9 protein-coding genes are annotated in these 12744 nt (G+C 62.6%); 2 read left to right on the top strand and 7 right to left on the bottom strand.

Annotated elements, in window-relative coordinates:
* The first annotated feature begins 113 nt into the window (after positions 1–113).
* Entirely contained in the window at positions 114–1868 is a 1755-nt protein-coding gene (locus tag ACLEJQ_RS15795) for a molecular chaperone (RefSeq protein ID WP_440796481.1), read from the top strand.
* Positions 1869–2041: 173 nt separating this feature from the next.
* Here the strand turns inward: ACLEJQ_RS15795 and serB are convergent, their stop codons facing one another.
* Positions 2042–3256 carry a phosphoserine phosphatase SerB gene (gene serB / locus ACLEJQ_RS15790; protein WP_440796480.1) on the bottom strand — a complete coding sequence of 405 codons (1215 nt, stop codon included), beginning with the start codon at positions 3254–3256 and terminating at the stop codon, positions 2042–2044.
* 133 nt (positions 3257–3389) lie between these two features.
* Here serB and ACLEJQ_RS15785 point away from each other — a divergent pair, with 133 nt between their 5' ends.
* Positions 3390–4907 carry an AhpA/YtjB family protein gene (locus tag ACLEJQ_RS15785; protein WP_440796479.1) on the top strand — a complete coding sequence of 506 codons (1518 nt, stop codon included), beginning with the start codon at positions 3390–3392 and terminating at the stop codon, positions 4905–4907.
* Positions 4908–5141: 234 nt separating this feature from the next.
* Here ACLEJQ_RS15785 and ACLEJQ_RS15780 read toward each other — a convergent pair whose 3' ends face one another.
* The 6 genes from ACLEJQ_RS15780 to ACLEJQ_RS15755 all read right to left on the bottom strand — a co-directional run bounded on the left by ACLEJQ_RS15780 (position 5142) and on the right by ACLEJQ_RS15755 (position 12365).
* Positions 5142–5852, bottom strand: coding sequence for a PqiC family protein (locus ACLEJQ_RS15780; protein WP_440796478.1), 711 nt, complete (start codon positions 5850–5852; stop codon positions 5142–5144).
* 178 nt (positions 5853–6030) lie between these two features.
* Positions 6031–8295, bottom strand: coding sequence for a DNA topoisomerase IV subunit A (gene parC, locus ACLEJQ_RS15775; RefSeq protein ID WP_440796477.1), 2265 nt, complete (start codon positions 8293–8295; stop codon positions 6031–6033).
* Between the two features lie 10 nt (positions 8296–8305).
* Positions 8306–8827, bottom strand: a complete 522-nt coding sequence (locus tag ACLEJQ_RS15770) for a retropepsin-like aspartic protease family protein (protein WP_440796476.1) — start codon at positions 8825–8827, stop codon at positions 8306–8308.
* On the bottom strand, positions 8824–9810 hold the full coding sequence (locus ACLEJQ_RS15765; RefSeq protein ID WP_440796475.1) for an esterase-like activity of phytase family protein: 987 nt from the start codon (positions 9808–9810) through the stop codon (positions 8824–8826). The genes ACLEJQ_RS15770 and ACLEJQ_RS15765 overlap by 4 nt, the downstream gene beginning before the upstream one ends.
* Entirely contained in the window at positions 9810–11714 is a 1905-nt protein-coding gene (gene parE, locus ACLEJQ_RS15760) for a DNA topoisomerase IV subunit B (RefSeq protein WP_440796474.1), read from the bottom strand. Before parE ends, ACLEJQ_RS15765 begins: the two co-directional genes overlap by 1 nt.
* Positions 11715–11756: 42 nt before the next feature.
* Entirely contained in the window at positions 11757–12365 is a 609-nt protein-coding gene (locus tag ACLEJQ_RS15755; protein WP_440796473.1) for a YqiA/YcfP family alpha/beta fold hydrolase, read from the bottom strand.
* Positions 12366–12744 lie beyond the last annotated feature (379 nt).

Raw genomic sequence — 12744 nt, 5'->3', positions numbered from 1 at the left:
CGCTCCCACAGTGGCTATAGCCGTCCAGAAATAGATAGGGCACTTCTTTTCAGCCACAGCTGCTAGAGTTGAGAAGATCCTTTTCATTTTTCTGGCCGGAGTCCGTCCACGGCATGAATGAGACCAGCCCTCTCCAGTTGTTGCGCGTCTCGACCCCGACGCAGTCACGCCTGTCCTTCTGCGATGGCACGCCACGTGACCTCAAACGCTGGATCGCCAACCTGCCCAAGGCCAACATCGGCGAAACGGCTCGTCTGTTGTACCAGGCCCTTGGCGAACTCAACCAGTTTCTCACCCCCAGCGACAATCGCCTGCAATTGCTCGAGCTGCTGCGGCCCGAGGTGTATTACGTCTGTAGGCATCTGGAGCGGCACTTCCTCCAACAGGCCGTCGTGCTGGACGACCGCTCGCGCAAGATCGTCAACCTCTGCCAGGCCCTGCAAACCCACCTGGCGATGGGTTACAAGCAGATCGCGGCGCGCATCGCGGCGAAATACACCAAGGACCGGGCGCGCCTGCTGAGCACCGCACTGCAACGGGCCTTGCATGCCCTCGACAGCCTGCTGGTGCGGGCCAGCCAGATCTACAGCCCCGTACCTGAAGGCTTATGGCTGGATTTGCACCAGCTGTACCGGATCGCCTGCCTGCACCGCTTGCAGCACCTGAGCGTGAGCGATGAACTGGCGAGCCAGGTCCATCAGTTGAACGCCGAACAGACCTACGTCGTCGCTTTGCTGCTGGGGGCGTCACGCAGCAATCAACTGCGCCAGAGCCAGATCGCACGGCTGGCCGAAGTGCTGGAACCCTGGAGTCACTACGTCAAACTGGACCCCGCCGCAACCGCCACCGGTCTGTTCGCCGTCGCGCCGGAGCTGGACGTCGGACCACGCTATCGCTCCAAATTCAGGGCCGAACAACAGCCGACCTTGCAGGGTTTTGATCCACAGCGCCTGGTCAGCGCGATTGCAGCTCACCTGGATAAACCTTCTGACCTGCCCGTGCCTGGCGGCATGAGCGCCGACACCTTGCGCCATCTGCAAGCGGCCTGGGGCGAGGCTGCCGAGCGCAGCTTCCAGCGCACCGAGGGCAGTGGCACGTTGACGCTGTGCGTGGGCATGAGCGCGTTGCATTACTTCCTCGGCGGCGAACGCTCGTTCAGCGATATCCTGAAGACTCCTGCCACTGGCAAGGCGCGCTTCGAGGCATCACCGACCAAAAGCAGCGACACCTGGAAGAAGGCCTTCGATGCCGCCCCCAGCGGCGATGGCGACATGCTGCCCTACGAAGAAATCGAGTACCCGGTCAACCCGGCCGATGACGACGGCAGCAACTCCGACAAACAGCATCACTTCCCGACCTACGACCTGCCGATCGTCAACCACAGCCCCGGCGGCTACTGCCTTGCCTGGCCGAAGGAAGTGCCGGAACAGCTGCAAGCCGGAGAAGTGATCGGTATCCGCGATGCCAGTGACCAAGCCTGGAGCGTGGCCGTGGTGCGGTGGATCCGCCAGGTGCGCAACGGCACCATGCAGATGGGCATTGAGCTGGTCGCCCCCCACGCACAACCCTGCGGACTGCAACTGGTGCGGGACAAGCAAGAGCAAGGTCAATACTTGCGCGGGCTGCTATTGCCGGAGATCAGCGCTATCGACCTGCCCCCCACCATGATCGCCCCGCGCCTGCCGTTCCAGGAGGGCCAGCGGATCCTGATCAATACCAACGGCCAGGAACGCCGGGCCGGTCTGGACCGACGGCTGACCAGCACCCACAGCTTCAACCAGTTTTCCTATCACCAGGAGGACTCGGTCACCGCCGGGGATGGAACCGAAGCTGAGGGGGATTTCGATTCGCTGTGGAAGTCGCTCTAGACAACCAACACGCAATCCTCTGTGGCGAGGGGAGCTTGCTCCCGCAAGGGCGCGAAGCGGCCCTGAAAACCTGACATCCCGTGTGTCAGGTTGACCACATCGGGCCTGCTGCGCAGGCCAGCGGGAGCAAACTCCCTCGCCACAAAAGCGCTCACTCGGATCGGCGTATTGGCTCAGAGCTGCCCGTCCCGATCCCGCAGGCCCAGCAGGTACAGCACCCCATCCAGCCCCAGGGTGGAAATCGCCTGCCTGGCCGACTGCTTGACCAGCGGCTTGGCACGGAACGCCACGCCCAGGCCGGCGATGGCCAGCATCGGCAAGTCGTTGGCGCCATCGCCCACGGCGATGGTCTGCTCCAGTCGCAGGCCTTCCTTTTCAGCCAGCTCCCGCAATAGGTCAGCCTTGCGCTGGGCATCGACGATCGGCTCGACGGCCACGCCAGTGACCTTGCCGTCCACCACTTCCAGTTCGTTGGCGAACACGTAGTCGATGCCGAGTTTGGCTTGCAGTTGCTTGGCGAAGTAGGTGAAGCCACCGGACAGGATCGCTGTCTTGTAGCCCAGGCGCTTGAGTTCGGCGAACAGCGTTTCGGCGCCTTCGGTCAGGCGCAGGGAGGCACCGATGGAATCCAGCACACTGACGTCCAGGCCTTGCAGCAGCGCCAGGCGCTCCTTGAAGCTGGCGCGGAAATCCAGCTCGCCGGCCATCGCCCGTTCGGTAATGGCCGAGACCTTGTCACCCACCCCGGCCGCTTTCGCCAGTTCATCGATGACTTCGGCTTCGATCAGCGTCGAATCCATGTCGAAGACCGCCAGGCGGCGGTTACGCCGGAACAGCGAGTCCTCCTGGAAGGCGATATCGACGTTCAGTTCCTGGGCCACGCTGAGGAATTCGGCGCGCAATGCCTGGGGATCGGCCGGTTCGCCGCGCACGGAAAACTCGATGCAGCCCTTGCCCTTGTCGGCCGGGGTATCCAGGGGCATGCGCCCGGAGAGACGGTCGATATGGTCGATGTTCAGCCCGTATTGAGCGGTGATCGAGCTGACGCGCTGCAACTGCTCGGCGGTTACCTTGCGGGTCAGGAGGGTCACGATGTGGCGCTGCTTGCCCTGCCCGTCCACCCAATGCTGATAATCGGCCTCGGAAACCGGGGTGAAACGCACCTGCTGGTCAAGTTTGTAGGCGGTGAACAGGATGTCCTTGAGCACCGATTTGCTCTGCTCGGCGTCCGGGATCTCAACCAGGATGCCGAACGACAGCGTGTCATGGATCACCGCCTGACCGATGTCGAGAATAGTCACACCACCTTGGGCCAGGACGCCGGTAATGGCCGCAGTCAGGCCAGGACGGTCGCTGCCAGTGATGTTTATCAGGACGATTTCGCGCAAGGCGCACCCCCGCAGGTGGAAAAAAAGCGCATTCTACCCACATTCAGTGACCATCGGGCACCGCCAGTGCTTTGCCGGTCATGGGGCTGTCGCTATACTGCGCGTCAATTTCACGGACAAAGAGCCGAGCTCAGTGAACCGGCCCACGCCAGTCAAAACCGATAATTTCTTCCTGCTGATCTTTCGTGCACTGCGCCACCGGCGCGTACCGATCGCATTGCGCATCGCCAGCCATAACGTGATCCTGGTCGCCCTGGCCCTGGTCATCTATGCCTGCGTGATGGGGCTGCAGTTCAAGCAGGCCATGCACGAGCAGGCCGATGCCCTGGGTGAAAGCCTGACCACCCAGACCGCCACGTCCGCCACCGAGCTGCTGGTGTCCAACGACATCCTCAGCCTCAACGTGCTGCTCAATAACCTGACCAAGAACAAGCTGGTGGCCCACGCCGCCATCTACAGCGTCGACAACCGCATCCTCGCCGAGGCCGGCCAGCGTCCCAAGCCGGGCTTGCTGGGCGAGTCCGGGGGCATGTACCAGAGCAAGATCACCTTCCAGGACGTGACCGCCGGGCAACTGCGCATCAGCCTGGACATGGACCAGTTCCAGCAACCGATGACCATCAGCCTGCAAAGCATGGGCATCCTCAGCGCGATTCTTCTGGCACTCGCTCTGGCCTTGAGCCTGCGCCTGGGCCGGCACATCTCCACGCCATTGCTGCAACTGCGCGTGTGGCTGCGGGACATTGACGAACACACCCCGGCCACCCAGCGCCAGGACGAAATCGGCGACCTGGCCCGGCAACTGCACGCCAGTTTCGCGCCGGAACCTGCGCCTGTGCCGGAACCGGAAGAACTCGACTTCGTTGACGAGGACGACGCCGAGCCAGGCTTTGAGGTGCGCAACCTGCGTGATCCGGGCTTCGATGAAAGCCCGCCGATGCCAGCTGCCAGGCCCGCCCCGCGGCACGTGGTGCGGACCGCCGAGGATGATGAAGACGACGACGCCTTCGCCGACCTGCGTGACGAGTCGGTGGCCGGCGAGCCGAAACCGCTTGCCCGCCCCTCGGTCTCGAACCAACCCCAGCACAGCGCCGTGCTGGCGGTGCAACTGGGTGCTCAGGATCAATTGCGCCGCCTGCCCCAGGCACGCCTGAAGGAGCTGCTGGAGCGCTATCGCGACTGCCTTGACCAGGCCGCATCGCTTTATCAGGGCGAACTGCACACCCTCAATGATGGCAGCACGCTGATGCTGTTCCACACCGAGGACAGCGGCGATGACTACCTGACCAACGCCATCTGCTGCGGTGAGCTGCTGCGCGCCCTGGGGCACCAGTTGCAGATCGAAGTCGCCGACAGCGGCATCACCCTGCAACTGCAATTGGGCCTGACCTTGGGCGACGGGTTGTTCGGCCTGAGCCAGATCGACCTGCTGCTGACCGAAACCGCCCAGGACGCTCTGGCCCTGTCGCAACACAGCCGCAACCTGCTGCTGGTGGAGCGCAAGATCAACGACGACGCACTGATCCGCCAGCGCGCCCGCATCCGCCCTATCGCCAGCCCCGAAGGCGCCTGCTGCGTGGAGCGCTTGATGGAGCCGTATCCATCGATGCTGGAGCGGCAGTTGGCGCGGATGCATGAGCGCCAGGCCTGAAGTTCAGTAGCTGATACGACGAAGCCCGCAGATGAGTGATTGTCTGCGGGCTTTTTGTTGTCTGTGCCACCGTCAATCGCGAGCAGGCTCGCTCCCACAGGGGGCGATGGCTCGCTGAAACCTTGTGGGAGCGAGCCTGCTCGCGATTAGGCCAGCGCAAACGCCGCAAAATCCACTCGTCAGAAACAACAAAGCCCGCATCAACGCGGGCTTTGCTTTCATCCTGTCCAACCATCAGAACCTGAACACTTCCATATCCGTACGAATCGGCAAGGCCATCGGGATTTTCGGCGACTTTTCCTGTTCGGTAGGCTTGGCCTGGGCCGGCGCGGATTTGCGGGTCGGGGCTTCGACGATCGGCGGCTGGTTGGCCAGAGGCTTGAGCGCCGTGGAGAGCTGCTCGGCCAGGCGCTGCACCAACATACCCTGGGCCTGAACCTGCGCGGCGGTAGTGCCGGCATGTTGCTCTTGCAAATGCACGATGCGGTTCTCCCGCACCTTGCCGCGACGGTCGATCAAGCGCCATTGGGCGTCGAGCACCGCCGGCTGGGATTTGCCCGAATCCAGGCGGGTAATCGACAGCAGCACCTGGACGTCCGGCGTGAAGCCCTGGGTGGCTGGCGCCAGGACGACACGCTGGCTGTCCAGATGTCCGGCGACCTGACGCAACAGCAGCTGATCGATGTCCGAGGATAGGCTACCGGCCCAACGGCCATCCGTAGCAGCCTGCAAACTGCCGTCCGGTTGGCGTTGCAACAAGGTTTCGCGTTGCAGGTAATCGGCAATCAACACCGGCCCCAGCAGGACCGCCATGCCTGTGCTTTGCGCAGGCTGGGCCGGGTTGCCGCTGTCGAGTTGGTACAGCGACACCGGCTGGTTGACGGCGCAACCCGCCAGGCCAAGCAGGCCGGCGAGCCACAAAATAGGAAGGCGCAGAGCAGTCATCGTCCCGTCCAAGTGGCGGCCACAAGGCATACCACAGTGAAAAATACTTGGTCATAAAAAAGAACGCTCGGCCACGCCGGCGCTTGAAAGGGCCTATCATCCGTGAATATGCGTCCCGACTCCAGCGCGAAAGCGTCGGTCTGCACCATTTAATTGCAGACCGGACCCTCTAGGACGCTTAATTCAGGTTTTCGACGAGCAGCGCATCGACCCGCTGAAAACCCCTCGGAAGCTTGTTGCCCCGCCGACCGCGTTCACCTTTGTAATGCTCAAGATCGTCTGCTTTCAACGACAGCGTCCGCTTTCCAGCCTGTAGAACAAGCGTGGCGCCTTCCGGTAATACTGCAATATCCGTGACAAATTCCTCACGGCTCGCCACCCGTTCGCCGGAAATACCGATGATCTTGTTACCCTTGCCTTTGCCCAGTTGCGGCAGGTCGCTGATTTTGAACACCAGCAGCCTGCCCTCGGTCGTCACCGAAGCCAGCCAGTTGTTCTCGCGGTCGTGAACCGGGCGCGGCGCAATCACCTTGGCGTTGTTCGGCAGGCTCAACAATGCCTTGCCCGCCTTGTTCTTGGCTTGCAGATCCTCACCCTTGACCACGAAGCCGTAACCTGCGTCCGACGCAATAACGTACAGCCCGTCATCATCAGGCATCAGCACGCATTCAAAAGTTGCACCCGGCGGCGGCGTTAATCGACCGGTCAGCGGCTCACCCTGGCCGCGAGCCGACGGCAGGGTATGGGCCGCCACCGAATAGCTGCGCCCCGTTGAGTCAATGAACACCGCAAACTGGTTCGAGCGCCCCGGCGCCAATGCCTTGAAACTGTCCCCGGCCTTGTAGGAAAGCCCGGCCGCGTCAATATCGTGCCCCTTGGCGGAGCGCACCCAGCCTTTTTCCGACAGTACAACGGTCACTTTCTCATTCGGCAGCAGGTCGTGTTCACTCAAGGCCTTGGCTTCGGCGCGCTCGACGATCGGCGAGCGACGGTCGTCGCCGTAGGTTTCGGCATCCTTGAGCAACTCGGTGCGCACCAGCTTCTTGAGCTTGGCTTCACTGCCCAGCAGTGCGAGCAACTTGGCCTGCTCCTTGAGCAATTCATCCTGTTCCGCCCGCAACTTCATCTCTTCCAGCCGCGCCAACTGGCGCAAGCGGGTATCGAGGATGTAGTCGGCCTGGATCTCACTCAGGGCAAACCGCTCGATCAGCCTGGCCTTAGGGTGATCCTCGGTACGGATGATGTGGATCACCTCGTCCAGGTTCAGGTAGGCGATCAGCAAGCCGTCCAACAGGTGCAGGCGGCGCTCGACCTTGTCCAGGCGGAATTGCAGACGCCGGCGTACGGTCTTGACCCGGAACTCCAGCCATTCCACCAGCAGTGCCCGCAGGTTTTTCAGCTGTGGCTTGCCGTCCAGGCCAATGATGTTGATGTTGACCCGGTAGCTGGACTCCAGATCAGTGCTGGCGAACAGGTGCTGCATCAAGGCTTCATGGTCGACCCGGCTGTTGACCGGAATGATCACGATACGGCATGGGTTTTCATGGTCGGACTCGTCGCGCAAGTCCGCCACTTGCGGGGCTTTCGACGGTTTTGCCTGCATCATCGCGGCAATCTGTTCCAACACCTTGGCGCCGGAGACCTGATGCGGCAGCGCAGTGACAATGATGTCGCCGTCCTCGACGTGGTACACCGCGCGCATGCGCACCGAACCGCGACCGTTCTCGTAGATTTTCAGCAGCTCGGCGCGCGGTGTGATGATTTCCGCTTCGGTCGGATAATCCGGGCCCTGGATGTGCTCGCAGAGCTGCTCCACCGTGGCCTTTGGCTCATCCAGCAGGCGCACGCAGGCGGTCGCCACTTCCCGCAGGTTGTGGGGCGGCACGTCGGTGGCCATGCCCACGGCGATGCCAGTGGTGCCGTTGAGCAGGATATTCGGCAAACGCGCCGGCAACACCAGGGGCTCGTCGAGAGTACCGTCAAAGTTCGGCCCCCAATCCGCGGTGCCCTGGCCCAGTTCGCTGAGCAACACCTCGGAGTAACGCGACAGCCGCGCCTCGGTGTAACGCATGGCCGCGAAGGACTTGGGATCGTCCGGCGCACCCCAGTTGCCCTGTCCGTCTACCAACGTGTAGCGATAGCTGAACGGTTGCGCCATCAGCACCATGGCTTCGTAGCAGGCCGAATCGCCGTGGGGGTGGAACTTGCCGAGCACGTCACCGACGGTACGCGCCGACTTCTTGTGTTTGGAGTCGGCGTCCAGCCCCAGTTCGCTCATGGCGTACACGATCCGTCGCTGGACCGGCTTCAAGCCGTCGCCGATGTGCGGCAAGGCGCGGTCCATGATCACGTACATGGAGTAGTTGAGGTAGGCATTTTCGGTGAAGTCAGCCAGCGATCGGCGCTCTACGCCATCTAAGCTGTCTGCAAGAATGTCGCTCATGCGGGCCTCATCAGTTCGTTGTCTGGCGCAGCAGCATGGTGCCGTCGCGCTGGGTAAATTCAAGTTTGTTCAGGGCGCTCATGCCCAGCAGCACCTGCGTGCCACCCAGGCCTGGCGCCACCAGGGCCCGGACATCACGCAAGACGATGTCGCCCAGTTGCAGCCGGTCGATGCGGGTGCGATAGCCCTCGCTCAAGCCGTTGGCCGTGCTCAACGTCACGCCGGAACCTTTTTCCAGCCCGAGGCGCTCGGCCAATTCCACCGGAATCGCCACGTCGGTGGCGCCGGTGTCGAGCATGAAATCCACCGGCTCGCCGTTGATCTGGCCGCTGGCAACAAAATGCCCCTGGGTATTGCCAACCAACTTCACCTCTATAAATCCCTCACCCCGTTGCGAATACACCTGGGTGTTGGGGTTCTGCTGGCGCTGCTCCAACTGTGCAAAAAAACGCGTAGCCAAGAACAGCGCTGCACACCAGGCCAGGATCATCAGCACACGACCGGCGCGCTTGCCCGGTGGCTGCTGACTCACGGCGAAGCGCTCCAGCCGCCGTCCGGCGCGGCAAAGCGCCAGACAATCGGTCGCTCTTCGCCGTCGGCCCGTCGCCCGTCGTTGTTGTCCAGGCCGATCCAGGCGCCCTCGGCATCCACCACCAACGCTTCGGCCAGGCCGAAGTTCTGCCTATAGCGGCGATTCTCCTGCAACGCCTCGGCAGCAAACGACCAGCAACGCTCCACCTTGGCACTTTGCGGGTCACGCCGGCAGACCTGGAAGGCGTTGCGCTCCAGGGTAAACAGCTTGCCGTCGAACAGCGAAATATCGGCGAAATCCCGAGAAACCGGTCTGGCCTTGGGGAACTGCGCCGGCTGCATCTCCAGCCCCGCTTCGCTCAACAGCACGCAATTGCCGTCGCAATCCCACACCGTTTGCTGACGCTTGATCAGCAGCAAGCCGCGACGTTCACGTTCGGCGGCCAGCCAGAGTTGGTCGCCAGCCGGGTTTACCGCCAAGCCTTCGAACAGCGCATTGAAATGCAGCAGCATTCCGCTGGCCCGGGCCTGGCGAATCAGTGCCGGGGCAACTTTCAGCCAGGACGCCTCGCCTGTCGGCGGCACTTGCAACACCGCTGCATAGGCCTCGCTGACCACATAGCGATTGCCGGCGCTGTCGCAACTGATGCCTTCGAAATCCAGTGACCCACCGCGCAGGAACGATGCCGCCCAGGTCCGTGAACGCAGGCCCCAAGGCAAGCCGTTGTCAGGCACCTGCGGCACGTCGATGATCAGCGCCTGGGCCTGCCAGACCTTTGCATCGGACGTGTCCAGACGATAGATACGATCATCATCGCGATCGGACACCGTCCACAACTCGTTGCCGCACCTCGCCAACCCGGACAGGTTGCCGCCGCGCATGCCCTCGACGGCGTGCTCGGACAGCAACTTCAGTTCCGGCGCCGGCCCCGCCACCGCAAACCCCGCCCACAACAACACAACCAGGGCGAACCCATTGCGCATCAGGCCAGCACCTCGGCCAGGTCGCCTTTGGATTCGAGCCAGGATTTGCGATCGCCCGCACGCTTCTTCGCCAGCAGCATGTCCATCATTTCCGAGGTCGCCTCGAAATCTTCCAGGGTCAATTGCACCAGGCGGCGAGTGTTCGGATCCATAGTGGTTTCACGCAACTGCGGCGGGTTCATCTCGCCCAGGCCCTTGAATCGGGTGACCTGCGGCTTGCCGCGCTTCTTCTCGGCCACCAGGCGGTCAAGGATGCCGTCGCGCTCGGCCTCGTCCAGGGCGTAGTAGATCTCCTTGCCCAGGTCGATGCGGTACAGCGGCGGCATCGCGACGTACACGTGACCGGCGTCCACCAGCGGACGGAAATGCTGGACGAACAAGGCACACAGCAACGTTGCAATGTGCAGGCCATCGGAGTCGGCGTCGGCCAGGATGCAGATCTTGCCGTAACGCAGCTGGCTCATGTCCTCGGCGCCCGGATCGACACCGATGGCGACGGCGATGTTGTGAACTTCCTGGCTGGCCAGCACTTCGCTGCCGTCCACTTCCCAGGTGTTGAGGATCTTGCCCCGTAGCGGCAGGATCGCCTGGAACTCTTTGTCCCGCGCTTGCTTGGCCGAACCGCCGGCGGAGTCACCTTCCACCAGGAACAGCTCGGAGCGCATCGGATCCTGCCCGGCGCAATCGGCGAGCTTGCCTGGCAATGCCGGGCCCTGGGTGATGCGTTTACGTTCAACCTTCTTGCTGGCCTTGAGCCGGCGACCGGCGTTGCTGATCGCCAGCTCCGCCAGGGCCAGGCCGGTTTCCGGATTGGCGTTGAGCCACAGGCTGAAGGCGTCCTTGACCACCCCGGAAACAAACGCCGCCGCCTCGCGGGACGACAGTCGCTCCTTGGTCTGGCCGGAGAATTGCGGTTCCTGCATCTTCATCGACAACACAAAGGCGATGCGTTCCCAGACGTCTTCCGGCGCCAGCTTCACACCGCGGGGCAGCAGGTTGCGGAACTCACAGAACTCACGCATTGCATCGAGCAAGCCTTGGCGCAAGCCGTTGACGTGAGTGCCGCCCTGGGCCGTGGGGATCAGGTTGACGTAGCTTTCCTGGACGCTTTCGCCGCCCTCGGGCAGCCACAACAGCGCCCAGTCCACGGCTTCCTTGTTACCGGCCAGGCTGCCGCAGAATGGTTCGTTGGGCAGGCGTTCGAAGCCGCTGACCGCGTCCACCAGATACGAGCGCAGGCCATCTTCGTAGTGCCATTCGACTTTCTCGCCGGTGGCCTTGTCTTCGAAGCTGACCAGCAGCCCCGGACACAACACGGCCTTGGCCTTGAGAACGTGCTTGAGGCGAGTGACAGAAAACTTCGGCGAATCGAAATATTTCGGATCCGGGGCGAAATACACGCTGGTCCCGGTATTGCGCTTGCCAACGGTACCCACCACTTCCAGCTCGGTAGCCTTGAAGCCATCGGCGAAGGTCATCTGGTACTCGTTGCCGTCGCGCTTGACCCGCACCCGGACCTGGGTCGACAAGGCGTTGACCACGGAAATACCCACCCCGTGCAGACCGCCGGAGAACTGGTAGTTCTTGTTGGAAAACTTACCGCCCGCGTGGAGTTTGGTCAGGATCAGCTCGACGCCCGACACGCCCTCTTCGGGGTGGATGTCCACCGGCATGCCGCGCCCGTCATCGCTGACTTCCAGCGAATGGTCGGCGTGCAGGATGACCTGCACCGACTTGGCATGCCCGGCCAAGGCTTCGTCGACACTGTTGTCGATGACTTCCTGGGCGAGGTGGTTCGGCCGACTGGTGTCGGTATACATGCCGGGGCGCTTGCGCACCGGGTCGAGGCCCGAGAGGACTTCGATGGCGTCTGCGTTATAAGAGCTAGCGCTGGGAGTGGCCATGGGGTCTCGTCGTCAGTGTTCAAATGAAAAAAGGGCGATGGCTCACAGCGAGGTGAAATCGATCGCCTGATACAAATCGGCGCCTATGCCGGCAAAGCTCAACAGCGCTGGCAGTTGCTGGGCAAACCCCTGATAACTGTGGTCGCCGCCAGCCTGGATGCGCAAGGCACAGGCGCGGTAATACTGCTGGGCGTGGCGATAATCCAGCGTTTCGTCACCGGTTTGCAACCATACCTGAAACCGCTGCGGATCCTGGGGCGCCGGCACTTCCAATTCGGCCAGGGTTGTGACGTGGTCGAGGGTCAGGTCCCAGGTTTCGTCGGTGTACAGATTCTTCTGGGGGCCCAGGTAGCCATCGAACATACGATGGGGGCTGACGGCCGGATTGATCAGCAACGCCTTGAGGCCGTGGCGCTCGGCCAGGTGAGTGGCATAGTAGCCGCCGAGCGAGCTGCCGACCAGCAGCGGGCAACCCAGTTGTGTAATCGCTTGTTCCAGCTGGGCCATGGCTTCGCGGGGGTGGTGGTGCAGGGCCGGCACTTGCAGTCGGTCGGCCAGGCCCAGGCGGGTCATCACGGCGATGAGCTGGCGGGCCTTGGTCGAGGCGGGGGCGCTGTTGAAGCCGTGGATGTAAAGGATCGAGGCGGACATGCCAACTTCCTGTGTCGGGGGCAAAGGCCGGAGTTTACAGGGAGTTTGTGGCGGTTTGGGGGGATTTGGCTGGTCTTTCCCTGCTGTGCGCTCGTTATACCTGGGGGGATTGGACTGTGGGAGCAAAGCTTGCTCGCGAGACGGCCTGACAGCCGACCTGTTTTTGCGGTTGCACTCCGATCTATTGTGGGAGCGAGCCTGCTCGCGATGGCGGCCTGGCAGTCGACTTGGATTTCCGGGTGCATATCCATTGCTGCGGTAACGGCGGCTTATGGTTCCGCTTTTACAGCGGGTCACTTTTGAAAGGGCGCCAAAAGTAACCAAAAGCGCCTCGCCCCACCACTGGGCACCTCGCTTACGCTCGGTGTTCCCTCACTCC

The sequence above is a fragment of the Pseudomonas sp. SMV71 genome, from assembly GCF_052042015.1.
Taxonomy (GTDB): domain Bacteria; phylum Pseudomonadota; class Gammaproteobacteria; order Pseudomonadales; family Pseudomonadaceae; genus Aquipseudomonas.
Note: the sequence above shows the minus strand (reverse complement) of the source record. Positions and strands in the feature narration are given on the sequence as shown.